This window comes from Kitasatospora sp. NPDC018619, assembly GCF_044391605.1.
Lineage (GTDB): Bacteria > Actinomycetota > Actinomycetes > Streptomycetales > Streptomycetaceae > Kitasatospora.
Genome location: NZ_JBISAI010000019.1, coordinates 16,878 through 42,553, shown reverse-complemented (window position 1 = coordinate 42,553; position 25,676 = coordinate 16,878). Strand labels below are relative to the sequence as shown.

The 25,676-nt window shown below is 74.3% G+C and carries 27 protein-coding genes and 1 pseudogene; 19 read left to right on the top strand and 9 right to left on the bottom strand.

Annotated elements, in window-relative coordinates:
• Nucleotides 1–3 precede the first annotated feature (3 nt).
• A complete protein-coding gene (locus ACH5AR_RS26720) occupies nucleotides 4–810 on the top strand; it encodes a S16 family serine protease (protein WP_396304052.1) in 807 nt (268 codons plus the stop codon).
• Between the two features lie 32 nt (nucleotides 811–842).
• On the opposite strand, the gene ACH5AR_RS26715 is transcribed toward ACH5AR_RS26720, so the two are convergent.
• Both ACH5AR_RS26715 and ACH5AR_RS26710 read right to left on the bottom strand, forming a co-directional pair.
• Complete coding sequence (locus tag ACH5AR_RS26715) at nucleotides 843–1,613, bottom strand: IclR family transcriptional regulator (RefSeq protein WP_396304051.1); 771 nt, start codon at nucleotides 1,611–1,613, stop codon at nucleotides 843–845.
• Between the two features lie 94 nt (nucleotides 1,614–1,707).
• Nucleotides 1,708–2,190, bottom strand: a complete 483-nt coding sequence (locus ACH5AR_RS26710; protein WP_396304050.1) for an Lrp/AsnC family transcriptional regulator — start codon at nucleotides 2,188–2,190, stop codon at nucleotides 1,708–1,710.
• A 272-nt stretch (nucleotides 2,191–2,462) separates the two neighbouring features.
• Between ACH5AR_RS26710 and ACH5AR_RS26705 the strand changes: the two genes are divergently transcribed.
• The gene (locus tag ACH5AR_RS26705; protein WP_396304049.1) at nucleotides 2,463–3,005 is read left to right on the top strand and encodes a VOC family protein; all 543 of its coding nucleotides are present in this window, start codon (nucleotides 2,463–2,465) and stop codon (nucleotides 3,003–3,005) included.
• Between the two features lie 45 nt (nucleotides 3,006–3,050).
• On the opposite strand, the gene ACH5AR_RS26700 is transcribed toward ACH5AR_RS26705, so the two are convergent.
• Entirely contained in the window at nucleotides 3,051–3,617 is a 567-nt protein-coding gene (locus ACH5AR_RS26700; protein WP_396304048.1) for a hypothetical protein, read from the bottom strand.
• A gap of 134 nt (nucleotides 3,618–3,751) precedes the next feature.
• Between ACH5AR_RS26700 and ACH5AR_RS26695 the strand changes: the two genes are divergently transcribed.
• The 3 genes from ACH5AR_RS26695 (at nucleotide 3,752) to ACH5AR_RS26685 (ending at nucleotide 7,722) form a co-directional block, all read left to right on the top strand.
• Entirely contained in the window at nucleotides 3,752–4,456 is a 705-nt protein-coding gene (locus ACH5AR_RS26695; protein ID WP_396304047.1) for a response regulator transcription factor, read from the top strand.
• Nucleotides 4,453–5,991: a sensor histidine kinase gene (locus ACH5AR_RS26690; protein ID WP_396304046.1), complete on the top strand. Its 1,539-nt coding sequence runs from the start codon at nucleotides 4,453–4,455 to the stop codon at nucleotides 5,989–5,991. Before ACH5AR_RS26695 ends, ACH5AR_RS26690 begins: the two co-directional genes overlap by 4 nt.
• Before the next feature lie 330 nt (nucleotides 5,992–6,321).
• A complete protein-coding gene (locus ACH5AR_RS26685) occupies nucleotides 6,322–7,722 on the top strand; it encodes a glycosyltransferase 87 family protein (protein ID WP_396304045.1) in 1,401 nt (466 codons plus the stop codon).
• Between the two features lie 185 nt (nucleotides 7,723–7,907).
• Here ACH5AR_RS26685 and ACH5AR_RS26680 read toward each other — a convergent pair whose 3' ends face one another.
• Nucleotides 7,908–8,324, bottom strand: a complete 417-nt coding sequence (locus tag ACH5AR_RS26680; protein ID WP_396304044.1) for an SsgA family sporulation/cell division regulator — start codon at nucleotides 8,322–8,324, stop codon at nucleotides 7,908–7,910.
• A gap of 405 nt (nucleotides 8,325–8,729) precedes the next feature.
• Here ACH5AR_RS26680 and ACH5AR_RS26675 point away from each other — a divergent pair, with 405 nt between their 5' ends.
• A complete protein-coding gene (locus ACH5AR_RS26675) occupies nucleotides 8,730–10,322 on the top strand; it encodes an RDD family protein (protein ID WP_396304043.1) in 1,593 nt (530 codons plus the stop codon).
• Nucleotides 10,323–10,397: 75 nt separating this feature from the next.
• Nucleotides 10,398–11,132 carry an RDD family protein gene (locus ACH5AR_RS26670; protein ID WP_396304042.1) on the top strand — a complete coding sequence of 245 codons (735 nt, stop codon included), beginning with the start codon at nucleotides 10,398–10,400 and terminating at the stop codon, nucleotides 11,130–11,132.
• Between the two features lie 36 nt (nucleotides 11,133–11,168).
• Here ACH5AR_RS26670 and ACH5AR_RS26665 read toward each other — a convergent pair whose 3' ends face one another.
• Nucleotides 11,169–11,438 (bottom strand): hypothetical protein, encoded by a 270-nt coding sequence (locus ACH5AR_RS26665; RefSeq protein WP_396304041.1) that lies wholly within the window; start codon nucleotides 11,436–11,438, stop codon nucleotides 11,169–11,171.
• Nucleotides 11,439–11,720: 282 nt separating this feature from the next.
• Here ACH5AR_RS26665 and ACH5AR_RS26660 point away from each other — a divergent pair, with 282 nt between their 5' ends.
• From ACH5AR_RS26660 to ACH5AR_RS26640, 5 genes are all read left to right on the top strand, one after another.
• A complete protein-coding gene (locus ACH5AR_RS26660) occupies nucleotides 11,721–12,434 on the top strand; it encodes an endonuclease V (RefSeq protein ID WP_396304040.1) in 714 nt (237 codons plus the stop codon).
• Between the two features lie 98 nt (nucleotides 12,435–12,532).
• Nucleotides 12,533–12,982 carry a hypothetical protein gene (locus ACH5AR_RS26655; protein WP_396304039.1) on the top strand — a complete coding sequence of 150 codons (450 nt, stop codon included), beginning with the start codon at nucleotides 12,533–12,535 and terminating at the stop codon, nucleotides 12,980–12,982.
• Nucleotides 12,983–13,019: 37 nt separating this feature from the next.
• Nucleotides 13,020–14,453: a hypothetical protein gene (locus ACH5AR_RS26650; protein WP_396304038.1), complete on the top strand. Its 1,434-nt coding sequence runs from the start codon at nucleotides 13,020–13,022 to the stop codon at nucleotides 14,451–14,453.
• A gap of 85 nt (nucleotides 14,454–14,538) precedes the next feature.
• Nucleotides 14,539–15,732 (top strand): type VII secretion-associated serine protease mycosin, encoded by a 1,194-nt coding sequence (gene mycP / locus ACH5AR_RS26645; RefSeq protein ID WP_396304037.1) that lies wholly within the window; start codon nucleotides 14,539–14,541, stop codon nucleotides 15,730–15,732.
• A gap of 102 nt (nucleotides 15,733–15,834) precedes the next feature.
• On the top strand, nucleotides 15,835–16,416 hold the full coding sequence (locus ACH5AR_RS26640) for a DinB family protein (RefSeq protein ID WP_396304036.1): 582 nt from the start codon (nucleotides 15,835–15,837) through the stop codon (nucleotides 16,414–16,416).
• A gap of 54 nt (nucleotides 16,417–16,470) precedes the next feature.
• Here the strand turns inward: ACH5AR_RS26640 and ACH5AR_RS26635 are convergent, their stop codons facing one another.
• Nucleotides 16,471–16,911 carry a hypothetical protein gene (locus ACH5AR_RS26635; RefSeq protein ID WP_396304035.1) on the bottom strand — a complete coding sequence of 147 codons (441 nt, stop codon included), beginning with the start codon at nucleotides 16,909–16,911 and terminating at the stop codon, nucleotides 16,471–16,473.
• A gap of 657 nt (nucleotides 16,912–17,568) precedes the next feature.
• Nucleotides 17,569–18,210, bottom strand: a complete 642-nt coding sequence (locus ACH5AR_RS26630; protein ID WP_396304034.1) for a hypothetical protein — start codon at nucleotides 18,208–18,210, stop codon at nucleotides 17,569–17,571.
• A gap of 256 nt (nucleotides 18,211–18,466) precedes the next feature.
• On the opposite strand from ACH5AR_RS26630, the gene ACH5AR_RS26625 reads away from it, so the two are divergent.
• Nucleotides 18,467–19,471, top strand: coding sequence for a hypothetical protein (locus ACH5AR_RS26625; RefSeq protein ID WP_396304033.1), 1,005 nt, complete (start codon nucleotides 18,467–18,469; stop codon nucleotides 19,469–19,471).
• A gap of 137 nt (nucleotides 19,472–19,608) precedes the next feature.
• Here ACH5AR_RS26625 and ACH5AR_RS26620 read toward each other — a convergent pair whose 3' ends face one another.
• Together ACH5AR_RS26620 and ACH5AR_RS26615 are read right to left on the bottom strand one after the other, a co-directional pair.
• Entirely contained in the window at nucleotides 19,609–20,199 is a 591-nt protein-coding gene (locus ACH5AR_RS26620; RefSeq protein WP_396304032.1) for an isochorismatase family protein, read from the bottom strand.
• A 205-nt stretch (nucleotides 20,200–20,404) separates the two neighbouring features.
• On the bottom strand, nucleotides 20,405–21,739 hold the full coding sequence (locus tag ACH5AR_RS26615) for a nicotinate phosphoribosyltransferase (RefSeq protein WP_396304031.1): 1,335 nt from the start codon (nucleotides 21,737–21,739) through the stop codon (nucleotides 20,405–20,407).
• A 140-nt stretch (nucleotides 21,740–21,879) separates the two neighbouring features.
• Between ACH5AR_RS26615 and clpS the strand changes: the two genes are divergently transcribed.
• The 6 genes and pseudogenes from clpS (at nucleotide 21,880) to ACH5AR_RS26585 (ending at nucleotide 25,674) form a co-directional block, all read left to right on the top strand.
• The gene (gene clpS / locus ACH5AR_RS26610) at nucleotides 21,880–22,173 is read left to right on the top strand and encodes an ATP-dependent Clp protease adapter ClpS (protein WP_396304030.1); all 294 of its coding nucleotides are present in this window, start codon (nucleotides 21,880–21,882) and stop codon (nucleotides 22,171–22,173) included.
• Nucleotides 22,174–22,302: 129 nt separating this feature from the next.
• Nucleotides 22,303–22,878, top strand: a complete 576-nt coding sequence (locus tag ACH5AR_RS26605) for a DUF2017 domain-containing protein (RefSeq protein ID WP_396304029.1) — start codon at nucleotides 22,303–22,305, stop codon at nucleotides 22,876–22,878.
• 219 nt (nucleotides 22,879–23,097) lie between these two features.
• A pseudogene (locus tag ACH5AR_RS26600) lies at nucleotides 23,098–24,527 on the top strand (amino acid permease).
• Nucleotides 24,528–24,581: 54 nt separating this feature from the next.
• Nucleotides 24,582–25,013 carry a Mov34/MPN/PAD-1 family protein gene (locus tag ACH5AR_RS26595; RefSeq protein ID WP_396304028.1) on the top strand — a complete coding sequence of 144 codons (432 nt, stop codon included), beginning with the start codon at nucleotides 24,582–24,584 and terminating at the stop codon, nucleotides 25,011–25,013.
• A 138-nt stretch (nucleotides 25,014–25,151) separates the two neighbouring features.
• Nucleotides 25,152–25,271 carry a putative leader peptide gene (locus tag ACH5AR_RS26590; RefSeq protein ID WP_310593142.1) on the top strand — a complete coding sequence of 40 codons (120 nt, stop codon included), beginning with the start codon at nucleotides 25,152–25,154 and terminating at the stop codon, nucleotides 25,269–25,271.
• Nucleotides 25,272–25,395: 124 nt separating this feature from the next.
• Nucleotides 25,396–25,674, top strand: a complete 279-nt coding sequence (locus tag ACH5AR_RS26585) for a MoaD/ThiS family protein (protein ID WP_224282816.1) — start codon at nucleotides 25,396–25,398, stop codon at nucleotides 25,672–25,674.
• Nucleotides 25,675–25,676 lie beyond the last annotated feature (2 nt).

Below are 25,676 nucleotides of genomic sequence, written 5' to 3'. Positions count from 1 at the left end.
CTTGTGCCCGACACCAAGCTGCCCCAGGCCCTCACCTCCCCGCGGACCCGCGCGCTCACGCTGTGCGGGGCGCTGGTCACCGCGCTGTTCGGGGTGGCCGCGTTCGTCCCGCTGCCGTACACCATCACCTGGCCGGGCCTGACCGCGGACACCCTGGGCTCGTACCAGGGCAAGCCGGTGCTCACGATCACCGGGGCGCCGCTGCGCAGCACCGAGGGGGAGCTGCGGATGGTCACCATCACGGCGACCAACGCCGGGCAGAAGAACACCTTCTGGCGCTCGATGCAGGCCTGGTTCGACCCGAAGGAGGCGGTGCGCCCGACCGAGACGGTCTACCCGGAGACCAATCCGGTGAAGGCCGACGAGGCGACCGCCCAGCAGATGGCCGAGTCCCAGGACGCCGCCACCGCGGCCGCGCTGGGCTACCTCCACCTGTCGCCCGACCAGGTGAAGGTCAGGGTCGACCTGGGCGAGGTCGGCGGCCCGAGCGCCGGCCAGATGCTGGCGCTCGGCATCGTCGACAAGCTGGCCGGCGACGGCAGGGGCGGCGACCTCACCGGCGGGCTCACCGTCGCCGGCACCGGCACCATCGACAAGGACGGCACCGTCGGCCCGGTCGGCGGCGTCCCCCTGAAGACGCAGGCGGCCGCCCGGGACGGTGCGACGGTGTTCCTGCTGCCCAGGGACGAGTGCGCGGACGCCAGGGTGAACACCCCGGCCTCGCTGCGCCTGGTGCCGGTCGGCACCCTCGGCGAGGCGGTCTCCGCCCTCCAGGCGCTGAAGAGCGGCGGCAGCGTCCCCTCCTGCTGACCGGGGCGCCGGGGCCGCCGGCCCCGGCGGGGTCAGATCCCGAAGGCCATCGAGGCGAAGTCGTCGCCCAGCCGGGTGTCCAGCTGGGCGGCGATCCCGGCCAGCCGGTGGGCCTGGGCCATCGGCAGCGACACCGAGATCGCGCCGATCCCGCTGCCCGCGACGATCGGCACCGCGGCGCCCGCCGAGCCCATCTCGTACTCCTGGAACTGGGTGATCGGGACGCCCCGCCGCGGGCCCCGGCGCGCCAGCAGCGGCAGGCAGGCCGGGTCGCGCAGGGTGTACGGGGTGAACGGCACCATCGGGTAGCGCGCCAGGTGGTCCCGGCGCTCCTCGGCGGTCATCAGGGCCAGCACGGTCTTGCCGGCCGCGGTGGCGTGCGCGCCGAACCGGAAGCAGTCCCGGGCGACCAGCGGCGCGCCGGGTGCCTCGGCGGCCTCGACCAGGTCCACCTCGCCGTCCCGGTACCAGGCGAAGTAGACCGCGGCGGACAGCTCGTCGGCGAGCATGCCGAGCAGCGCCTTGAGCCGGGCCCGGCCGCTCACCGGGCCGTCGTACCGGATCAGCCCGGCGACGGCGGGGCCGGTGAGGTAGAGGCCGCTGCGGCGCTCCAGGTAGTGGTCGTGCACCAGGGTGCGCAGCAGGTGGTAGGCCGTGCCCAGGGCGAGTTCGGTGTCCCGGGCGAGCTGCTTGGCGGTGGCGCCCTTGGGGTAGCGGGCGGCCGCCTCCAGCAGGCGCAGGGCACGCTGGGCGGAGGCGATGAGAGTGGGGGCGGGACTGTTCGCCGGGACCGCGTCCGTCATGCGGCGAGGGCTTGTAGAACGTTCATATACAAATTTTGCGGCGTCGGCGCCCCGGCCTTGTGCCAGATCGGCGCGCCGGACGGCACGGATCCTCCTACTCGGCGGCGGCCTGGTCGACCAGCGGCAGGATCCGGTACGGAACCGGGTTCTCCAGCACGATCGCGGTGGACGAGCGGACGATCCCGTCGAAGCCCAGCACCCGGTCGATCACCCGTTGCAGGTCGGCGTTGGACCGGGCCACGATCCGCACCAGCATGTCCCCGATCCCGGTGATGGTGTGCAGCTCCAGCACCTCCGGCACGCTCGCCAGGTGCGCCCGCACGTCCGCGCCCTGGCCCTGGGAGATCTCCAGGGTGGCGAAGGCCGTCACCGGGTAGCCGATCGCCGCCGGATCCACCTCGGGGCCGAAGCCGCCGATCACGCCCTTCGCCTGGAGCCGGTCCAGCCGGGCCTGCACGGTGCCCCGGGCGACCTGGAGCCGGCGCGAGCACTCCAGCACCCCGATCCGGGGCTCCTCGGCGAGCAGCCGGATCAGCCGGCCGTCCAGGGCGTCGATGGCGTCGTTCGTACTGCCCACGATGGAATTCCCTTGCGGGGCAGCGGGGTTGGGGGAGTCGGGGGAGCGCGGGGCGTGGGCGGGGGGCATTCGCGACACCGTCCTGTGGTGGGCATTCTGTACAGCGGCGCGGCCGATTCTCCCGCTCCGGGGCACAGCTTGACCAGGAGGAAACGGAACAGTTGCGCGCAGGTCGGCCCGGCGCCACCCTCCAGCCACACCCCCGTGCGAAGGGCCCCGCCCCGGCGCCGGGGGCGGGCACGATGGTCCGTACGCCTACCGGGAGGGCAGTCATGACCGACACCGCCGCCGAACCCGCCCTCTTCGGGGCCGGCCTGCCACCGGACCCGGCGCAGGCGGGGCCGCTGCCGCTGGGCCGCGCCGACGCGGTGGTCTTCGCGGTCGCCGACGCCGAGCGGGCGGCCCGCCGCTACTGCGCCGCGCTGGGGCTGCGCTGCACCGCGTACGCCGGGCCGGAGACCGGCGAGCGGGAGCTGGTCTCCTACGTGCTCGCCGCGCCGGGCACCCGGATCGTGCTCACCTCCCCGGGCCGGGCCGCCGGCCCGCGCGGCCGGGAGCTGACGGCGTACCTGGACCGGTACGGCGACGGGGTGCTGGACCTCGCGGTGAGCGTTCCGGACGTGTACTACGCCTACGACTACGCGGTGGACCGGGGCGCGCTCTCGCTGGCCGAGCCGCACGAGGCGCGGGACGACTACGGCGCGGTGGTGCTGGCCACCATCGGGGTGCCGGGCGGGAGCAGGCACACCCTGGTGGACCGGGCCGGGTACGCGGGGCCGTACCTGCCGGGGTACGTGCCGTGCGAGGGGTTCTGACGGCCGGTCGGGGGAGCGGTGCGTGGGCCCCGTCGGGAGGGCGGGTCAGCGGACGACCGTCTCCACGATCGGCTCGTGGCCGTTCCAGGAGGCGATGACCGAGTTGGTCTCGGTGTCCCGGACGAAGTCGACCCGGAGCCACTGGCCGACCGTCCACACCTGCATCTGCCAGCCCGGGTCCGGGGTGGCGGAGACCAGGGTGGCCCGGTCCGGCTTGAGGTCCAGCGCGACCTTGCCGCCCGGGACGGGGTAGCTGCGCACCGTGGACGTCGCGGTGGCGGTGGGCACGGGCCGGCGGGCGGGCGCAGCGGTGGCGGCGGTGGTGGCGGGGGCCGGGGCGTGCGGGGCGGCGGCCGTGGTGGCGGGAGCGGTGGCGGTGTTCGAGGAGCCCGTCGGGGAAGGGGTCGTGGACGGTGCGGCGGAGTGCGGCTGCTCCGGCCCGGCGGGCGCGGAGTGCGGTGTGCCGTCGGCCTTCGGGGAGGGCAGCGGCAGCGCCGTGGGCTGCTCGAACGCGGCGCCGGTCAGCACCGCGTGCACGCCGAGCCAGGACAGCGCCACCGCCGCCCCGGTGGCCGCCGCCCAGGCGCCGAGCTGTACCAGTCCGTTCCGCATCGTCCGCACATCCTGCCGTATTTCCAAACGGATGGAGAGCGGCACCCCCGGTATTCGGCAGGGGAGTTGCACAATGTCCGGACCCACCCCCGTGGTACAGACCACTGACCGGCGATGGCGTACCGTGCAGGCCCATGGCAACAGTGCTCGTGGTCGAGGACGACCCCTTCGTACGTTCCGCCCTCATCCGCCACCTGACCGACACCGGCCACGCGGTCCGCAGCGTGGGCACAGCGCTGGAGGCGCTGCGGGAGGTCGCCCAGGTCGGCTGTGACCTGGTGATCCTCGACCTCGGCCTGCCCGACCTGGACGGCAGCGAGGCGCTCAAGATGATCCGGGGCCTGACCAACGTGCCGGTGATCATCTCCACCGCCCGGGACGACGAGGCCGAGATCATCAGACTGCTCAACGACGGCGCCGACGACTACCTGGTGAAACCTTTCTCCGGGGAGCACCTCAGCGCCCGGATGACCGCCGTGCTGCGCCGCTTCTGCGGCGGCGCGGCGCCCGTGGCCCAGGTGCTGCGGGTCGGCGGGCTGGCCATCGACCTCCAGCGGCGGGAGGCCGCGCTGGACGGGCGGCAGCTCGACCTGACCCGCCGTGAGTTCGACCTGCTGGCCTTCCTGGCCGCCCGGCCCGGCGTGGTGGTCCCGCGCAAGGAGATCCTCGCCGAGGTCTGGCAGCAGACCTACGGCGGCGACCAGACCATCGACGTCCACCTCTCCTGGCTGCGCCGCAAGCTCGGCGAGACCGCCTCCAACCCCCGCTACCTGCACACCGTCCGGGGCGTCGGGGTCCGGCTGGAAGCCGCCGGAGGGCCGGAGGAGCACCGGACATGAGGCGCTTCGGGCGCTCGCTGCGCTGGGCCCTGATCAAGGCCGCGGTGGCCGGCACCACCATGGTCGCGCTGGCCTTCCTGATCCCGCTCGGGATGATGGTCCAACAGACCGCTCGGGACCGCGCCTTCACCGCCGCCGAGCGGCAGGCCGCGGCGCTCGGGCCGGCCCTCGCGATCACCACCGACGAGGAGTCGATCAACCGGGCCCTGGCCAGCACGGACGCCGGCGGGCAGGGGCGGATGGCGGTGCACCTTCCGGCGGCCGGGCAGCCCGCCGGGACGGGCGGGGCCGATGCGGGGCACGGCGCGGGGCCGGGAGCGGGCGGGGCCGACGCGGGGCACGGCGCGGGGCCGGAAGCGGGCGGCCCCGGGGTGGCCGCCGCCGGGGCCGGCGAGCCCGGGGGGCCGGTGCTGGGGCAGGGGCGCGCCGCCACGGCCGACGTGGCCACGGCCGGCGGCCAGGGCCGCTCCTTCACCGTGCAGGTGGCCGGCGGGTACGCCCTGCTCCAGCCGGTCGCGGTGGACACCGGGCGCACCGCGGTGGTCGAGGTCTTCGTGGCCGAGAGCGACCTCACCCGGGGCGTCGCCACCGCCTGGCAGGTGCTCTCCGCGGTGGCGCTCGGCCTGGTCGCCATCTCGGTGCTGGTCGCCGACCGGATGGGCAGCCGGATCGTCGCCTCCGCGCAGAAGCTCGCCGCCGCCGCCCGCTCGCTCGGCGCCGGGAACCTCTCGGTGCGCGTCCCGGTCGAGGACCGGCAGGCGGCGGGCAGCCCCGAGGAGCTGCGCGAGGCCGGCCAGGCGTTCAACACCATGGCCGACCGGGTCGTCCAACTCCTCGCCGCCGAACGGGAGCTGGCCGCCGACCTGTCGCACCGGCTGCGCACCCCGCTGACCGTGCTGCGGCTCAACGCCGCCTCGCTCGGCGAGGGCGACGCGGCCGACGCCACCCGGCACGCCGTCGCCCAGCTGGAGCGCGAGGTCGACCAGATCATCCGCTCGGCCCGCCGCGCCCCCGAGGACGCGCCCGCCGTCGCGGTCGGCTGCGACGCCGCCGAGGTGGTCCGGGAGCGGGTCGCCTTCTGGTCGGCGCTGGCCGAGGACGAGGGACGCCGCTGGGAGCTGGCCGGCGCCGAACGGGCGGCGCCGGTGCCCGTCCAGCGCGCCGACCTGGCCGCCGCCGTCGACGTGCTGCTCGGCAACGTCTTCCGGCACACCGCCGTCGGCACCGCCTTCTCGGTCGACGTGCTGGCCACCGACTGCTCGGTGATCGTGCTGGTCGGCGACGCCGGACCGGGGTACAGCGACCCGGCCGCCGCCCTCAAGCGCGGCGAGGGCCACGGCGGCGAGGGCTCCACCGGCCTCGGCCTGGACATCGTCCGCAAGCTCGCCGAGTCCACCGGCGGGGACGTCGCGCTCGGCCGCTCCGCGGTGCTCGGCGGCGCCGAGACCCGGCTGCGGCTGCGCACCGGGGCGCAGGAGGCACCGCCCGCGCGGGGCGGACGGCGGCGGACCAGGGGCGCGCTGTTCCCGAAGTGACGCCGGCCGGCCCTGCCCGGCGGCGGTCTTCCTTAACAGGGGACTAAGGGAGTTCTACCCCTCGCTCAGCCCGTCCTCCGCACCCCCGGGCCGCCGCTAGCGTCGGTCGCACCGGCCACCCCGCCGCCGACCCGACCCCGGCCGTCACCCCCACGGCGGCCGGTGTGCCCGTTCCCCCGGTCGGCGTCGGGGCCGGTTCCGTCCCGGCCCGCCGGGGCGACCTCCGTGGCCAGGGCCGTTTTGCCACGCTGCGTAGTCAATCGTGTCCGGTCCCGTCCGAACGGCATCCGGTATCGTCGCTGGTTGGCCGAGCCGTGGACGGAGTGGACAGTGACAGCGGTGCAAGACGAGCGCAGCCCGGTGCGGACCGCACCCGACCCCTCGGCGGCCCCCCTGTCGGACCGGCTGCGCCGCTCCCTCGGCGCCCCCGTCCGGGCGCTGCGCGAGGCCCCCCGCCGACCGCTGCTGGCGGCCTCCGCCGTGGCGCTGTTCTCCCTGCTGGTGTACGCGGTGGTCCGCCACTTCGTCCACACCTCGATGGTGGACATGATCGTCTACCGGGCCGAGGGCGCCGCCGTGGCCGACGGCACCGACCTGTACGCGCTGCGCGTCACCGAGTGGAACCTGCCCGCGACCTACCCGCCGTTCGCGGCCATGCTGTTCGTCCCGACCACCTGGTTCCCGATCCCCTTCCTCCGGGTGGCGATCACTCTCGGCAACCTCGGGCTGCTCGCCCTGCTGACCCACCTGTCCTTCAAGCTGGCCGGCTGGCCGCGCCGCGAGCTGCGGGCGATCGGCGTGGTGCTGGTGACCGGCCTCGGCGTCTGGCTCGAACCGGTGTTCACCACGCTCCGCTACGGCCAGATCAACCTCGCGCTGGCCTGCCTGGTCCTGTGGGACCTCACCCGGCCGGACGGGCGGCGCAGCAAGGGCGTGGCGATCGGCATCGCCGCCGGCATCAAGCTCACCCCCGGTCTGTTCGCGGTCTACCTGCTGCTCACCGGCCGGATCCGGGCCGCCTTCGTGGCGGGCTTCACCTTCCTCGGCACCTTCCTGCTCGGCGCCCTCGTCCTGCCCGACGCCACCCGGGGCTTCTGGACCGAGTACCTCTACGACTCCTCCCGGGTCGGCAAGACCTGGATCGTCGACAACCAGTCGATGCGCGGCGCCTTCGCCCGCCTGCTGCACAGCGCCGACCCCGGCACCCTGGCCACCGTCGGCTCCGGCCTGGTCGCGCTGGCGGGCCTGGGCGTCGCCGCCTGGGCCGCGCGCAGCGGCCGCTGGCTGCCCCGGTCAGAGGCCTGGGGCGTCTGCTGCGCCGCCGTCACCGCCGTCCTGGTCTCGCCGATCAGCTGGACCCACCACTGGGTCTGGTGCGTGCCGATGCTCGTCCTGCTCGCCGCCGAGGCCTCGGTCGAGCACGCCCGCCCGGCCGGCGTCCGCCGACTGCGCTGGCGGGCCGCCTTCTGGGCCACCCTGCTCGGCTTCCTGTCCTTCGCGATGTGGGCCGCGAAGCCGGTCGGCGCGGCCGTCCTCGACATGGCGCCCTGGCGCCAGCTGCCGACCTCCGTCTACCCGTGGGTCGGGCTCTGCTTCCTGCTCGCCGCCGCCGTCCGGATAAGGGCCCGGCGGCTGTCGGCGGGCGCGCCGCTGGTCCGGCTGCCCGGACAGCGGGACGCCGGTGGCCCGGACGCCGCCCGCGGCCGTCAGCAGGCCCCCGCGGCCCGCTGAGCCGGCGGGGGCGCCGCTGCGGCTCCCCTGCTGCTGGTTCCCGGGGTGTTCGCGTGCTTCCCCGGGGCCGTCTCCGTGGCCGCGGTCGTCCTCGTGTCCGTCCTCGGGGCCGCGGCCGTGGTCCGGTCCGTGCGCGGGGGCGGGCCGGTGCTGCTGTACGTGCCAGTGCACGCTGCGGCGCATGCCTAGGCGAGCAGTTCGGCGAGCGAGCCGTCCATGTCCAGCGCGGCCAGCTCGCTGCCCGGCGGGACGAGCCGGTGCGCCCGCTCCAGCCAGGCCGCGACGGCCGGCAGCGGGGCCTCCAGCAGCGCGTCCCCGGCGGGCGAGCTGAGCGCCAGACAGAGCACGCTGCGCCGCCCCGAGCGGGTCGGCCAGATCCGCACGTCGCCCTGGCCGCACGGGCGGAAGGTGCCCTCGACCAGCAGCTCGCGGGCGAACACCCAGGTCACCGGGGAACCGGTGTCCAGGTGGAAGGTGATGTACACCGCGTACGGGTCGTGGCTGCCGTAGGACAGCCGGGCCGGGACGGGGACGCTGTGCTCCGGGGAGAGCACCAGGCTGAGCTCCAGCTCGTGCTCGACGACGCTGACGGGACGCTCCATGATCGTCTTCCTCTCTGCCTTCGGGCGGTGCCCGGTTTCGGGCCCCTGTGACCTGTGAGAGGGCGGTCCGCACGGGCTCTTACACACGTTTCCGGGATTTCTTCGGGAAGTTTGGTGAGGGTGGTGAACGGCGGATGGCACGGCGCGCGAGCCACCGCCATGCGCTGGGTTCCTTACCGTGAGCCGTCCTTCGCTGTCCGGGGAATCGCGAACTTTCCGTCGCGGCGCCGATGAGGTACTACCCTTTGTGACTGCCCGGCGACTGTCCGCCCATCGGCGGCGCCCCCACGCGCGCCGAGCGCCGGGCGCGCGCCGGGTCGTGCGCGCGGGTGGAAGCGTCCGCGCTGGTCGGGCCCGGTCGGCCCGCACCCGTCCTCGACAGGACCTGCCAGGAAGAAGACCCCCATGACGGACCGCCCCTTCGCCGCCGACGGCGACCCGGCCGTCGCACCCGGGCCCGGTTACTACCCCGATCCCTCCATCCCCGGCTTCGTCCGGTACTGGGGCGGCTCGTCCTGGGTGCCCGGTACCAGCCGGCCCGCCCCCGCCGAGGGCGAGGTGCTGCGGCCGCCCCGGTACGCGACCCGGCGGCCCGCCCCGGACGGCGGCCCGGCGGCGCGGACGGTGCCGCCGCCGGTGGCGCCGGCGGCGGGCACGGCGGGGCCGGGGGTCGAGGCGGTGCCGGAGGCGGTGGCGCAGGTGCAGGCCGGGCTGCCGGCGGGTGGGGGCGACACCGGGCCGGTGTACCTCGACCAGACCTCGGGCGGGGCGTCCTTCGTGCTCGGGCCACGGGTGGCGGAGGTGATCGGCGGGCCGGTGTTCCGGACGGTGGACGGTCCCGGGGTGGCGTCGGGGGGCCCGTCGGGGGTGTCGTCGGGCCTCGGCGGTGGCGGACGGCCGGTCGGGGGCGCCGGGGCGGCCGAGGCGGCCGGGGTGGTCGAGGAGCCGCCGGCCGGCGCGGCGGTGCCCGGGGTGGACCGGCCTCCGATGACGTCCCCGGTGCCGTCCTCGGTGCCCTCCCCGGGCGGTGGTGCGGCCCCCGTCGCGGCCGCCGGGGAGTCCGGCTGGCAGGCCGATCCGCGGGCGCAGCGGGGCCTGATGGAGACGGGGGACGCGCCGCGCTGGGTCTCCTGGGGGGTGCTTCCGGAGGCGCTCGAAGCGGAGGAGGGGCGCGCGGAGCCGGAGCGCGCTCCGGTTGCCGTGGAGCTGGCCGCCGCGGGTGCCCCCGCCGTGGCGACGGCGGTGCGGGAGGCGCCGGTTCCGGCGGTGCTGGCCTCGGGCCCGGTGCCGGTGGTCGGCGAGCGGGCGGTCCCGGCCGCGGCCCCGGCGCGGGGCCCGGCTCGGGGCCCGGCCGCCGCCGCGGCGACCGCCGCCGTCCCCGCCCGCCAGGCCCCGCTGCCGGCCGTGCGGACCGCCCGGGGGACCGCCGTCCAGCCCCGGCCCTCCGCCGTCGCCGCCCCCGCCTCCACCCGGGCCTCCCGGACCGCTCGCACCACCCGGATCGCCACCCCGGCCGGCCTCGGCCGCCGGCTGGCGGCGCGGGCGGTGGACACCGTCGTGCTGCTGGTGGTCGCGGTCGCCGCCGGCATCCCGCTCGGCCGCTCCGTCTCCGACCACCTCCAGCAGAAGGTCGACCAGGCCCGGATGGCCAGCGCCCTGACCCGGCGGCAGGTCCAGGTCTGGCTGGTGGACGACGTGGTGCTGGGGAAGGTCGGGGTGCTGATCGGCATCCTGCTGTTCGTCAGCCTGCTCTACGAGGTGCTGCCGGTCGCCCGTACCGGCCAGACCTTCGGCAAGCGGCTCGCCCGGATCCGGGTGGTGGACGCCGCCTCCCCGGCGGCCCGCACCAGGCTGAGCCTCGGCCGCTCGCTGCTCCGCTGGGTCGTGCGGCAACTGGGCGCGGTGCTGCTGCTCGGCCTGGTCTGGCCGGTGTTCGACCGCACGGCGCGGCGGGGCTGGCAGGACCGCGCGGCCCGGACCAGGGTGGTGCGCGGCTGAGGGTCGGCAGGGGCCAAGAGCAAAACGGACAAAATGTCCCGAACATCGAGAATGTGCGGTGTTCTACTCGGGGACATGAGCACCCACGACCCCTCAGGCTCCCAGCCGGAGGGGGGCGGCAAGCCCTCCTTCGACAAGCAGCCCCCGCAGTCGGGCGGCGGCACGCCGGAAGGCGAGCCGTCGGGCCCGACCCCGTCCCACGACCCGTCCGACGGCCCCGGCGCCTACCAGGGCACCTACGGCGGGAGCCCGTACGGCGCCCCGACCCCCGGTCAGGACCCGTACGGCCAGGCCCCCTACGACCAGCCGCCGCCCGGCGGCGGCTACGGCACCGGCTACGGCCCCGGCGCGTACGGCACCCCGGGCGCCGGCCCCGTCCCCGGCATGCCGCCCATCGGCACCTGGTCCAAACGGATCCTCGCCCGGCTGATCGACTACGTCCTGATGCAGGCCGTCGGCGTCCTCGTGGTGGGCCCCTTCAGCGACCTCAGCACGCGCAACGGCTCCACCGAGGCGTTCTGGCTCGGCTGCGCCCTCTACCTCGTCTACGAGGCCCTGATGCTCAGCCGGGACGGCCAGACCCTCGGCAAGAAGGCCATGAAGATCCGCGTCGCCATGCTCGTGGACGGCAGCAAGCCCACCCAGTCCGCCGCCTGGACCAGGGCCGCCGTCTTCATCCTCCCCGCCGTGGTCTGCTGCGCCGCGCTCTGGTGGATCGTCGACGGCTTCTTCGGCGTCTTCGACAAGCCCTACCGGCAGTGCCTGCACGACAAGGCCGCGAAGACCGTGGTCGTCACCACGGAGGTCTGAGCGGAGCGGCGCAACGCGCCCGCGCCCGGCGGCGGTTCAGCGCTGCCGGGCGTACGCGTGTGCGGCGGCAGCCGCGGTGGGGCGGCGCGCACCCGCCGGGTCCGCGGGGGCCGCCGGCGCGGCCGCCCCGGCCGCCCCGGCCGACATCGACAGCACCGTCACCGCGGTGCCGAGCGCCAGCGCGAACCCCACCAGCACCGCGACCGCCAGGACGCCGGAGGCGCCCGACACGGCCAGCAGTGCCACCGTGGTGGCGACGACGGTGAACGAGCCGAGACAGGCCTGGGCGGCGGAGGGGCGCGGCATGGCAGGAGTCCTTCGCGCGTCGGGGGAAACGGGCCGTGGTGGTGCCGGTCCCGGTACTGCTACCCGGCGGGGGACGGGGGCCTCCGGCCCGGCCCCCGGCGGCGGGGGCAACGGGGGGCGCACGGGCTCACCCGGGGGTCGTCCGGCCCGGGCGCAACGGGCGGTGCGGGGGTTGCCGGGCGGTGCGGAGGCGGTCGCGAGGTCGGTACGGCTCGGTACGGTGAACCGTCCGACGACACCGCGCACGCACCACCGCACGCCACCACCCCCGGGGGACCGACCATGCCCATCCCCGCCGACTGGCCCACCACCGAGGCCGAGGCGCTCGCCGAACAGGAGCGGCTGCGCCCGCTCGTCCAGGCCCACGACGACCCGGACCGCGACCCGGCCGCCCCCGGCACCCTGATCGCCGGCGTCGACGTCGCCTACGACGACGAACACGACCTCGTCGCCGCCGCGGCCGTCCTGCTCGACCGGAGCACCCTGGACGTCGTCGAACAGGCCACCGCCGTCGGCCGGATCGCCTTCCGGTACGTTCCCGGACTCCTCGCCTTCCGCGAACTCCCCGCCGTCCTCGACGCGTTGGCCGCCCTCACGCGCACCCCCGACGCCGTCGTCTGCGACGGCTACGGCCTCGCCCACCCCCGCCGCCTCGGCCTCGCCAGCCACCTCGGCGTCCTCACCGGACTGCCCACCCTCGGCGTCGCCAAGACCCCCTTCACCTTCGACCACCGCGAACCCGACGCCCCGCGCGGCTCCTGGACGCCCCTCACCGACCCGGCCACCGGCGAGGAGGTCGGCCGGGCCGTGCGCACCAGGGCCGGGGTGAAACCCGTCTTCGTCTCTGTCGGCCACCGCACCGGCCTCGACACCGCCGTCCGCACCACCCTCGACCTCACCCGCGGCTACCGCCTCCCCGAGACCACCCGGCACGCCGACTCGCTCTGCCGGCGCGCCCTCGCCGACGCCCTGCGCGCCGGGACGAACGCGAACTGACCGTGCCCCAGGCGGGATTCGGGCCCGGTGTGTTAGACATGAGACACCGGGGCCCCGGCCCCGACCGCCAGGAACGGACGCACGGGGGAGGCGCCGAGATGGGATCGGGGACGACCGGCACCGGCTCGACCGGCGGAGCCGGACAGGGCTACCGCATCGAAGTCGAACAGCTCCGCACCTTCGCCGGCCAGGTCCGGCTGCTGCTCGCCGACTTCCAGAAGCACGCCGACGGCACCGACGCGCACGGCCGCAGCGCCATCGGCAGGAGCGCCTTCGGCACCTTCGCCGAGGCCACCGAGATCCACGGCCGCTACGGCACGATGCGGGACGCGCTGCGCGACGTCCTCAACCAGCTCCAGGAAGCCGTGGACGAAGCCCAGCGGAAGGCCGACCTCACCGCGGCCAACTACGAGGAGCAGGACCAGCACACCGCCACGAAGCTCAAGCTCGGCGAGGACGGCTGGTCCGTCGCCCACCCCTCCGCCTCCAGCCAGGCCGTCGCCCAGCGCAACCGCACCCCGTCCACCCGCGGCAACGCCACCGTGTGACCGCCGCCCGCCCGGACCGATCGGAGGCCGCCCGCCCGTGGTCTACACCGACTTCACCAAGTACAGCCACGCCCAGCTCCGCACGATGGCACAGGCCCTCGACCCCGGCGCGGTGATGGCCGCCGGCGACCCCTGGCGCAAGGCCGCCGAGACCCTCAAGCAGATCCGCCTCACCCTCACCAAGGCCAGCACCGAAGCCGCCACCTCCTGGGAGGGCACCACCAGCGACGCCTTCCACACCCGCATGCTCACCCTGGCCGCCAGCATCAACACCGCCGCCGCCTACGCCAACGACGCGGCCAACATCCTCCACAACACCTCCGAGGCCATGGCCAAGGCCAAACGCGACATGCCCGAGGAACCCGGCAACTGGGACAAGGTCAAGGACACCGTCGGTGACGCCCTCTTCGGCGACGACGACGAACACATCCCCCTCGCCGACCGCAAGAAGGCCGAAGCGGCCGCCATCATGCAAACCCTCGCCATGCACTACCGCGTCGCCACCCCGGCCCTCAAGCCGCCGCCGTCACTTCAGCGGTCGCTTGTGGACGAGAGCCGTGACGCCGGATCGCAGGTCGACCCGAGTGGTGCGGCAGCAGCGGCAGCCGCAGTGGTATCGGGCACGTCGTTCGGAGTCGGGGGAACCCCTCCGAGGCCAGCCGCCCCGGCGGCGCCGCAGCGGCCGAAGTCCATTTCGCCTCCGACGACGGCAGGGGCCGCACCCAAGAGTGCGGCCGCGCCGACGGATCCCGGGATCAAGGGCGGTGTGGCGCAGGCTCCACCGAAGGCGTCGACTCCCGGGACCAATGGCGCCGAGACCGGCGTCTCCGGCACGCCGGTGTCCCGTCCTGGCGGTAACCCCCCGGGTCCGGTTGTCTCCGGTACTCAGACGTCCGGCCTGATGGCGCCATCGCCCACGGGCTCCACCAGCGGGCCGGTAGCCGGTGGGAGCACGCAGACCGGTGTCAGTCCGGGGGCGCCAGCCGTACAGGCCACTCCTGTCGGGCCTGCTCTCGGGCAGAGCAAGGCCGGATTCAGCGGGAGGGAATTCGTCGGCGGCGCAGGACCGGTGGAGGCGCCGGGGGCGCGGGGAGGCAGGACCGTCAGTGGTGTCGGGGGAGCGGGCCATTCGGTCCCTGGAACCCGGGAAGGCCGGACGTCAGGCTTCAACCAGGTGGTCGGTGGGCCGCTCGCACGTCCTGGCGGTGCCGTCAGTGAGACCCCTCCCGGCTCCGGAGGACGTGGCAGGCAGTCGTTCACCGAAGGCGGGTCCGGGCTGGGTGCGCGGAGTCGGCTGAACGCCGACCCTGGTGCCCGTGGCCCGGTCGGTATGGCGCCTGGCATCCCGGTGAGCGACGCGCAGCGCCGTAGGAAGAACGAGAGGACGGACGGCAAACGACCGGACTACCTCGTCGAGGACGAGGAAACCTGGGCGTCGGACAAGCCCACCAATCCGAACGTGGTGGAATGAGTTCGGTCCGTAAGCGGACAGGTGATTTGATCGCATCCCGCACGTCGGTGAGCTGCGGGATGCCTCATTGAGTGGGGTGACCGGGTTGGCGATCCGCCTGTTGGCACTTGGTGCGGTGGTCCTTGCCGCTGGGGCCCTGACCGGGGCTGGCGCAGTGCCGGCGGCGTTGGCCGACCAGGTCAGGGACCAGCAGTGGGCTTTGAAGACCTTCGAGGCCGAGACGAAGGTCTGGCCGGTCAGCCAGGGGGAGGGTGTCACCGTCGCGGTGATCGATAGTGGAGTGAACTCGGACCACCAGGACCTGACCGGCCAGGTCCTTCCCGGAGCCGACTTCTCCGGCACCACATCGGACGGCCGAACCGATACTGACGGCCATGGCACTGGCATGGCGAGTCTGATCGCAGGACACGGGCACGGGACACAGGCCGGAGTGATGGGTCTGGCACCCAAAGCGAAGATCCTCCCGGTAAAGGTGAGGACCAGCGAGGGTGGTCAAGTCCCTGAACAGAACGACCTCGCGGCGGCTATCCGTTTCGCGGTGGACCACGGGGCGAAGGTCGTCAACATGTCCATCGGAGGGACGTTCCGTTTTGACTCCCAGGCCCGCAAGGCCGTTGCTTACGCAGTGTCGAAGGACGTTGTCCTGGTCGGGGGCGCGGGCAACAGCGGTGCGGACCTGAGCGTCAACTATCCGGCGGCCTTTCCGGGGGTGGTGGCCGTCGGAGCCGCGGATTCCAACGGGAAGGTATGGGACAACTCGAAGTCGGGTCCCGAACTCACCCTTCTTGCGCCAGGCGTTGAGATCTATCGCGCCTCAGCGAAGTCCCTGACGAGCTACGCGATCGGGAACGGTACCTCCGACTCCACGGCCTACGTATCCGCCACGGCCGCTCTCATTCGTTCCAAGTACCCGAACCTGTCCGCCGGGCAGGTGATCAATCGGATCATTAAGTCGGCCGCCCCGCCGTCCGGCGGGGCGGTGCCCAACAACGAGTACGGTTACGGGATCCTCTCTCCCGCGAAGGCACTGGAACCCAGTTCCGCTGTGGACGACGGGCCCCGCGAGAACCCGCTCGCCCAGCGGGCGGAATCGCTGGGCACACCACCGAATGACGACGGCAGTGCTTCCGATGAGCCCCCCGTCGTGCCCATGGTCCCCGAGGGGGACAGTGGCGCCGCCGGCGGGTCGGGTGGCGTCTGGGCGGCGGTCGGCGGCTTGGTGCTGGTGGTCAGCGCCGCCGTGGTGCTGGTGGTCCGGCGGCGGCAGGCGGGGCGGTGAGCGGCGGGCCGATCGGGGTGTGCGCCCGGGGTGGCAGCATTTCGGCGGTCGCTGGCGGCCTTGGCGCTGGTGGGGCGCCGCTGCCGAGGCGATGCTGGGCCCATGACTACTTCCGAGAGCACGCCGACCACCGTGACGGGCAGCGCCGGGGACGGGATCGTCCCTGACACCAAGGACTGGACGTGGGTGCTGGAACGCCCCTGTCCGGACTGCGGGTTGGACACCCCGCGGGTGGTGCGGGAGGACGTCGCCGGGATGGTCCGGGCCAACGCGCGGGGCTGGTCGCGGGTGCTGGCGGGGGATGTGGCGGGGCTGCGGCGGCGGCCCGAGCCGGGGGTGTGGTCGGACCTGGAGTACGCGTGCCACGTGCGGGACGTGTTCCGGCTGTTCGCCGTCCGGCTGGGGCTGATGCTGGACCAGGACGACCCCCTGTTCGCCAACTGGGACCAGGACGCGACGGCCGTGGCCGACCGCTACGCGGAGCAGGACCCGGGGGTGGTGGCCGGGGAACTGGCGGAGGCGGCGGAGGTGCTCGCCGCGGCCTTCGAGCGGGTGGCCGGCGCGCAGTGGGAGCGGACCGGGAACCGCAGTGACGGGGCGCGGTTCACGGTCGAGTCGTTCGCCCGGTACCTGATCCACGACCCGGTGCACCACCTGTTCGACGTGACGGGCGAGCGGGTCTGAGGGACGGCCGGGGGGCGGTCCGGAGGGCGGGCCGGGGGCGGCCGGGGCGCGGGGTCACCAGCCGGAGGCCTCGCGCAGCATGGTGCGGCGCAGCCGTCCGGCCACGCTGGCGGCGTCGGTGCCGATGACGTCGGCGATCTCGGGGGCGGCGAGGCCGACGACGTAGTGGAGGATCGCCAGGTCGTCGTCGGCCGGGCGGCGGTCCGGGTCGGCCGTGACCTGCTGGGTGTGGTGGGCGACGGTGCCGCGCAGGATCTCCCAGGCGTGCGCGGTCGGGTTGGAGCTGCCCATCAACTCCCGCCATCGCACCGCGATTTCCGCGAAGGCCTGTTGGACGGCGACGGCCGCGGCGCTGTGCTCGGTCAGCCACACGCGCGCGTAGCTGAGGTACCGGGGGCGGTGGAGTTCGCAGAAGGCGGTGAACTCCAGTGGTACGTCCGCCGGCTCGCCGGGCCTCGGGGGCGGCGCGGCGGAACTCTCGTGACGGTAGGTCATCTCGGCTTCTCGGAAAGGGAGATGGACTTCTGACGGTCGATCATCTGTGCTCACTCTACGGTAGGCCCTCGGTGCGCTGGGTGACCAATCCGATGGAATGCCCGGAACCTGCCGCCGCCAGGCCGGTTCCGGTGGCGACCGGGTGCGGCGCGGCGGCGGGACGGCCGGGCGGGGGGCCGGCGAGGGCCGGCGGTGCGGTACTGCGCCGTGGCGGGGGATTCGTCGCTGCGAGCGTGTCGCGGCTGGTCAGAGGGGGTGGAGCGGCGGCGGCCGCAGAGCGGTTGATGTGCCACCGTAGGGCCTGCGGCGGCTGGCGTCCACGCTCAGGGCGCGAACCCGGGCGCGCACAACCACGCGCACAACCGCGCTCACGATCGTCGGGAAGATCGCCACGGAAGAGGGCATGGTCGTCACCGTGATGACGGCCGCCCGGGCGGGGCGGCCGGCGCGCGGGGAAGGGGGCGCGCCGTGGCCGCAGCGGGTCGGTCGGTCGCCCCGGGGGCGGCGGGGGCGGGGCCCGCCCCGGAGCGGGACGGGCCGGGGGCCGGACCGGGATCGGACCGGCCCGAACGGCACCGGTCCGAACGGCACTGGCGTGGACGGCACTGGCTCGAACATGACCGGCCGGGGCGGGAGGGCGGGCTGGACGACTGCCCGTCAGGAGGTCGTCCGCGCCTCCGTGGGGGAGATCCGGTCGACGGCGACGGTCCGTTCGACCTGGGTGGGGAAGGATTCGACGGCCCGTCGCCGGGCCGCCTGCGCCGCTGCGGCAGCCGCGGCCGCAGCCGCCGCGGCTGCTCCGGCAGCGGCCTCCTCGCGCTCGCACCGGTGCGTCGCGCCCGCGGGGGCGTGCGGACCTGCGGGCGCGTGCGCACCGGCGGTGCCGTGCCCGCCCGTGGTGCCGTGCCCGCCCGCGGGGCCGTGCCCGGCCCCCGCGAGCGCTCCGGAGGCGTGCGCGGCCCGTCGCCGGCGGCCGAGCGCGGCCCGGGCGGCGTGTTCCTCGGCAGCCTGTCTGGCGGCCAGGTAGGCCTGGACGGCCGCCATCCCGTAGACGGGCTGGATCAACTGGTGGCCCTTGAAGAAGGGCCTGGCCGGGGCGAACCCGGCGGCGACCACGAGGTCGCGGATCTCTGCTATCTCGGCCTCACTGCGGGCGGTGAAGCGGACCTCCCAGCCCTTCTTGTACGTATGGCCCTTCTCGCCGCTGCGACGGGCGGGGTCCGGGCGGCGGACGTATCCGGGCAGACGGCCGAGGCGGAGCTGGGCCGCGCGGAGGCCGGCGGTCTCGTCACGTGACATGACGTAAGCCTAGGCAATCCCCGGGGCGGGATTGACGCGCCGGGGGTCCCTCGCCGTATGCCTTTGGTCACTCTGGGTCAGGCGGCCTGGTTGACGATCGTTTTCGATCACATATGACAACCTGATGAGCGTCAATTACTCCAAATGAGTGAGGGTATGAGGACTTTAGTGCGGGCTGATCCCGGTTTCGCGACGGTTGGGTAACAGTGCGTCAGGCTCCCGCTCGCCGGTCCCGGCGGTTGGGGATGGTGTCGGCATGAGCTACCGGATTCCGTCGCCGCCGCCGTCCCTGGAGGAGCTGGCGAAGCGTCAACAGAACGTCGTCACCGCGAGCCAGTTGCGCGCCCGTGGCGTGCCGGCCCGGATCATCACCGAGCACTGCCGCCGGGGCGGCCCCTGGCAGCGGCTGCTGCCCCGGGTCTACCTGCTCCAGGCCGCCGAGCCCACCCCCGAGCAGCGGATGTGGGCCGCGCTGCTGTACGCCGCGCAGAACGGCCGCGAGGAGGGCCGCCGGGAGGGGGCGGTGATCACCGGCACGGCCGCGCTGGCGCTGTACGGCTTCACCGTCGTGCCCCGGCTGCCCGCGGTGACCGGGGTGGACGTCCTGGTGCCCCGGCAGCGCCGGCTGAAGGACGTCGGAGAGGTGCGGATCCGGCGCACCGAACGGGAGTTGGTGGCCCGCTCGGTGCACGGCCTGGCCTGTGCGCCGGTGGCCCGGGCGGTCGCCGACGCGCTGGCCGAGTGGACGGCGCGGCCGGGCGGTTCCGCGCCGGTGCGCGAGGTGCTGCGGGAGGCCGCGGCCCGGACCGGGGACGGCTGCACGGTGCGGGAGCTGGTGGCCGAGCTGACCGAGTCCGGGCTGACCGGCGAGCCCCGGGTGCGCGCCGCACTGGACGAACTGCTCGCCGCCGAACGGGACTCGGTGCTGGAGCGGCTCGGCCGGCTGGTGGCCGAGCGGCTGCTGCCCGCGCCGCTGGGCGCCCCCGAGCTGCGGATGCGCGGCGGTACGTACATCGCCGTCCCGGACCTCTACTGGCCGGAGCGGGGCGTCGCGGTGGAGGTGGACTCGGAGCTGCGCAGCGTGAGCGAGGGTGAGGCCGCCTGGGTGCGCGGCGGTCAGCACCGGATGGAGTACCTGGGCATCCGGGTGGTGTACGTCTCCGGGGACCGGCTGGCCGCCCGCCCGGACCTGGTGGGCGGCGAGCTGTGCGAGGCGTACCGGGTGGGCGGGACGGACGTGGTGGAGCTGCTGGTGGTCTGAGCACGGCCCCGGCCCCCGGAGCCGCACCCGTGCTCCCCGGAGCCGCACCCGCGCTCCGGCCCCGCCACGAGCGGACCGCCGGACCCCCGACCCCGCGCCCGCCCCCTCGCAACGCCCGGACCGCCACGCCCGGACCGCTATGCCCGGACCACCGGCTCGCCCACCAGCTCGACCCCGGCCGCCCGCAGCTCCGCCAGCGCGGCGGCGGTGGTCTCCGGGGCGACCCCGGCGGTGAGGTCCAGCAGCACCCGGGTGGTGAAGCCCGCCCGGGCGGCGTCCAGCGCGGTCGCCCGGACGCAGTGGTCGGTGGCGATGCCGACCACGTCGACCTCGTCGACCTGCCGCTCGCGCAACCACTCCACCGGGCCGCGGGCGTTCTCGTCCACGCCCTCGAAGCCGCTGTACGCCGCGGAGTAGGCGCCCTTGTCGAAGACCGCCTCGACCGCGCCGGAGATGACGGCGGGCGCGAAGTTGGGGTGGAAGCCCACGCCCTCGGTGCCCGCCACGCAGTGCGGCGGCCAGCTGTCGACGTAGTCCGGCTCGGCGGAGAAGTGCTCGCCCGGGTCGATGTGGTGGTCGCGGGTGGCGAGGATGTGCTGGTAGCCGGGGGAGGCCTCGGCGATCAGGTCGGTGATGGCGGCGGCCACCTCGGCGCCGCCGGCGACGGCCAGGCTGCCGCCCTCGCAGAAGTCGTTCTGCACGTCGACGACGATCAGTGCCCGGTGCATGGCTCGCATCCTCGGATCTCGGGGGCCCGCGGGAGGCGGCGCCCCGGTGGGGGAGCCCTCGGGAGTACGCGGCCCGGCGGTGCCGGGCGCGGGGGGTACTCGGGGAGCTCCGGGGAACTCGGGGAACTCTACGGCTGACTCTAGGGAGTGCCGCGCAGGGGCGGAAGTCCCGGGGCCCGCCCGGCGGGCCGGCCCCGGGCCCCGGTCAGCGGGAGGCCCCGGCCGGCAGGACCAGTTCGGTCGGCAGCACCGGGTCGCCCTTGGACAGCTGGGTGGCCGACAGCGGCAGCGCGGCGCGGGCGCGCACGTGCCGGTCGCGGGCGGCGCTCAGCGGCTCCCGGCCGACGCTCTCGCCGCCGAGCACCAGCGGGACCTGCACCAGGTGCGCCCGCAGCTCCTCCGGCACGGGGCCGGTGCCGACCACCTCGGCCTCGGCCACACCGTCGGCGTCGGGGCGGCGGGCCGCCCACTTGCGGCCGCCGATGCTGGTCTTGCCGCCGGCCGCGCGCTTGGCGACCGGCACCATCGGCCCGCCGTCGGTCTCGGCCCGGGAGACGAGCTTGTAGACCATCGCGCAGGTCGGGTGCCCGCTGCCGGTGACGAGGCTGGTGCCGACGCCGTAGCCGTCCACCGGGGCGGCGGCCAGGGCGGCGATCGCGTACTCGTCCAGGTCCGAGGTGACGATGATCCTGGTCCGGTCGGCGCCGAGCTCGTCCAGCTGGCGGCGGACCCGGTGGGCCAGCAGGGTGAGGTCGCCGGAGTCGATCCGCACGGCGCCCAGGTCGGGGCCGGCCACCTCGACGGCGGTGCGCACGGCCTCGCGCAGGTCGTAGGTGTCGACCAGCAGCGTGGTGCCCTTGCCCATGGAGGCGATCTGCGCCTTGAAGGCATCCCGCTCGCTGTCGTGCACCAGGGTGAAGGCGTGGGCGGCGGTGCCGGTGGTGGGGATGCCGTGGGTGAAGCCGGCCTCCAGGTCCGAGGTGGCGGCGAAGCCGGCCACGTAGGCGGCCCGGGCGGCGGAGACGGCGGCCTGCTCGTGGGTGCGGCGGGCGCCCATCTCGATCACCGGCCGGCCGCCGGCGGCGGCCGTCATCCGGGAGGCGGCGGCCGCGATGGCCGAGTCGTGGTTGAGGATCGAGAGGATCACCGTCTCCAGGATCACGGCCTCGGCGAAGCTGCCCTCGACGGTGAGCAGCGGGGAGCCGGGGAAGTAGACCTCGCCCTCCGGGTAGCCGTGGATGTCGCCGCGGAAGCGGTAGTCGGCGAGGAAGCGCAGGGTGCCCTCGTCGACCACGTCCTGGTCGGCCAGCCAGTCCAGCTGGGGGGTGGTGAAGCGGAAGTTCTCGACGGCGTCCAGGACCCGGCCGGTGCCGGCCATGACGCCGTAGCGGCGGCCGCCGGGCAGGCGGCGGGTGAACACCTCGAAGACGGAGCGGCGGTGCGCGGCCCCGCTGCGCAGGGCGGCCTGCAGCATGGTGAGCTCGTAGCGGTCGGTGAGTAGCGCGGTCGAGCCGGCCGCGCGCACTGAAGTGGCGTCCATGAGGATGATGCTACTACCACTTAGCGTCAGAGTGACGATTTCTCGTGGAGCCCGCCGGGTCGGAATCGCCCGGGTGTCCCCCGGATGGCAGCATGGGGCATGAGGGGTTACGGACGACTGTGCAGCGAGGAGGACCCGGCGTGAGCGTCGCGCCCGTGGAGATCGAGCGCCCGGAGGTCGAGGGGGTGCCGGTGGCCGAGCCGGACACGCCCTGGGTGACCATCGTGCACAACGACCCGGTCAATCTGATGAGCTACGTCCAGTACGTGTTCCAGGCCTACTTCGGCTATCCGAAGGACAAGGCCAGGGAACTGATGATGGACGTTCACACGAAGGGCCGGGCGGTGGTCTCCAGCGGCTCCCGGGAGGAGATGGAGCGCGACGTCCAGGCGATGCACGGCTACGGCCTCTGGGCGACGCTGCAGCACGACTGACGCCGGGCCGACCGGAGCCGGGCCGACCGGCGCCGGTACGGCCGGTGCGGCGGCGGACGGTGCCGACCGACGGGCGCCGGACCGCCGGCCGTCCGACCGAAGACGACGAAGACGGGCTGACCGATACAGATGGCTGGGTTGTTCGAGAGCACCGGTGGTGGCGGCGCGGCGATCGCGCTGGACGAGTGGGAGGCCTCCATCCTGCGCTCGCTGGAAGTGCAGGTGCTGGAGCTGATCGGCCCCGGCCCGGGCGGCGAGGACGGGGACCCGCTGGCCGCGCTGTTCGCCGAGGGCCCGTCCGAGGCGCCCGCCGACCCGGTGCTGGCCCGGTTCTTCCCGGACGCGTACGGCGACCCGGAGAAGCCGGCGGACGAGGAGGCCAGGGCCGCGGCCGGGGAGTTCCGCCGCTTCACCGAGTTGGACCTGCGGGCCCGCAAGCGGGACGACGCGCTGTTCGTCGTCCGGTCGCTGGACGGCCTCGGCGACGGCGGCGGGGTGCTCAAGCTGGCCGCGCCCGACTGCCTGCGCTGGCTGGGTGCGCTGAACGACCTGCGGCTGGCCGTCGGCATCCGGCTGGAGGTCTCCGAGGAGGACGAGGACGGCCTCTACGAGCTGCCGGACGGCGACGAGCGCAAGCCGCTGGTGATGGCGTACCTGTGGCTGGGCGCGCTGCAGGAGTCGCTGCTGGAGGCCATGGCGGACTGACCGCCCAGATCCTGCCCGGTTCCGGGCACGCCCCGGCCGATTCGTCCAGAATGCGGACGATTGGCTGGGGCATTTCTTATGAAAATCGGGCAAAACATACCAGGTTATGCTCAAATAACGCTCAGATGGACACCGCTATCCGAACTCTGCGTGGTACGACTTCTCCACCCCCGAGACCGACCAGGACGGTGCACAGTGGCCGAGAAGTTGTACGACGAAATGGTCGACACTCCATCGGATGGAGAGGGCTACGAGCGCGGGCTCGGCAGCCGCCAGATCCAGATGATCGCGATCGGCGGTGCGATCGGCACCGGCCTGTTCCTCGGCGCGGGCACCGCCATCTCCCGCTCCGGCCCGAGCCTGATCCTCTCCTACGCCGTCGCCGGCCTGGTGATCTTCGTGATCATGCGGGCGCTCGGCGAACTGCTCACCTACCGCCCCGTCTCCGGCAGCTTCGCCGAGTACGCCCGGGAGTTCGTCGGCCCCTTCGCCGGCTACGTGACCGGCTGGACGTACTGGCTGTTCTGGGTGGTCACCGGGATGGCGGAGACCACCGCCGCCGCCGTCTACGTGCGGTTCTGGGCGCCCGGCATACCGCAGTGGGCCAGCGCGCTCACCTTCCTGGTCCTGCTCTACGCGGCCAACCTGATCTCGGTGAAGCTGTTCGGCGAGATCGAGTTCTGGTTCTCCATGGTCAAGGTCACCGCCATCATCGGCATGATCCTGATCGGCGTCGGGGTGCTGACCCTCGGCTTCAGCAAGGCCGGTGACACCGCGTCGATCGGCCACCTCTGGCAGGACGGGGGCTTCTTCCCCGAGGGCATCGGCTCCACCGTGATGACCCTCCAGATCGTCATGTTCGCCTACCTGGGCGTCGAACTCGTCGGCGTCACCGCGGGCGAGAGCGAGAACCCCGAGAAGACCCTGCCACGCGCCATCAACACCCTGCCCTGGCGGATCGCGCTGTTCTACATCGGCGCCCTGGTGGTCATCCTCTCGCTCGTCCCGTGGACCGAGTTCCAGCCCGGCGTCAGCCCGTTCGTCGCCGCCTTCGGCAAGATCGGCATCCCGGCGGCGGCCGCATCATCAACTTCGTGGTGCTCACCGCCGCGCTCTCCTCCTGCAACTCCGGGATGTACTCCACCGGCCGGATGCTGCGCGACCTCGCGCTCAGCGGCCAGGCCCCGGCGCGGCTCACCAGGCTGAACGCCCGGCGCACCCCGGCGTTCGCGATCACCGTCTCCAGCTTGCTGATGGGCGTCGGCGTGGTGCTCAACTACCTCGTCCCGGCCCGGGCGTTCGAGTACATCACCTCCGTCGCCACCGTCTGCGGCCTGTGGACCTGGGCGATGATCCTGATCTCCCAGATCCGCTACCGGCGGGCCTGGCAGGCCGGCCGGCTGCCGGCGCCCACCTTCAAGGCGCCCGGCGGCGCCTGGGTCAGCGGCGCGGCGCTCGCCTTCCTGGCCCTGGTCGTGGTGCTGATCGGCCTGGACCGGGACAACCGGATCTCGCTGTTCGTCTTCCCCGGCTGGGCCCTGCTGCTGGTGGTCGGCTACCAGGTGCTCAAGCGCCGCGACCCGCAGGCCGTCCACGCCGGCGGGCCGGAGGCGCTGCTCGCCCCCGAGGGGAACGCGGACACCCGCTGACCGCGCCTCGGACGCCCCGGCGGACGGCCGCCGGGGCGTGGCTATCCTGACCGCATGCTGACCATCACCCGAGAACTCCGCGACCGGATCGTGGCCCACGCCCGCGCCGACCACCCGGACGAGGCCTGCGGCGTGGTCGCCGGACCGGCCGGCAGCGGCCGCCCCGAGCGGTTCGTCCCGATGCTCAACGCCGCCCGCTCGCCCACCTTCTACGAGTTCGACTCGGGCGACCTGCTCAAGCTCTACCGCGAGATGGACGACCGGGACGAGGAGCCGGTGATCGTCTACCACTCGCACACCGCCACCGAGGCCTACCCCTCGCGCACCGACGTGAGCTACGCCTCCGAGCCCTTCGCCCACTACGTCCTGGTCTCCACCGCCGAGGGCAACGGCGAGGAGGACCCCTACCAGTTCCGCTCGTTCCGCATCGTGGACGGCGAGATCACGGAGGAAGACGTGCAGGTCGTCGAGGACTACCCGGCCTGACCGGCGCTCCCGCGGACCCGGCCCGCCGACCCCTCCCACGGGGTGGCGGGCCGTCGCCGTCTCAGTGCGGGGGACGGAAACATCCGGATCCCGAGACGGGCGTGTCGGAGCGGGCCCGGGAATCTATACGATGAGTCCATGCGTTCCGTCGATGTGAGCACCCAGGCCCCGGGCACCCGCCTCGTGGCGCGCCTGCACATCGACCTGTGCCGGCACGCCGGGGCGATCTGTCCCGGCACGCCCGCGCGCTCGCGCTGAGCGCCGCCTCACCACCTCAACCTCACCGGGGCCCGCGGCCCCCGGCGACGCCGGGACCGGGCGCCCGCCCGCCCCGCCGCGTCCGCTGCGGCCCCCACTCCACGACTCGCACAGGAGCGCACCCATGGCCATCGAGGTCCGCATCCCGACCATCCTCCGCACCTACACCGACGGTGCCAAGGCCGTCGAGGGCAACGGCAGCAACCTCGGGGAACTCTTCACCGACCTCGACGCCCGCCACCCGGGCATCGCCGCCCGGCTGGTCGAGGGCGGGGAGCTGCGCCGCTTCGTCAACGTCTACCTGAACGACGAGGACGTCCGCTTCCTGGAGGGCATCTCCACCGCCGTCGCCGACGGCGACAGCGTCACCATCCTGCCCGCCGTGGCCGGCGGCGCCCGCTGAGC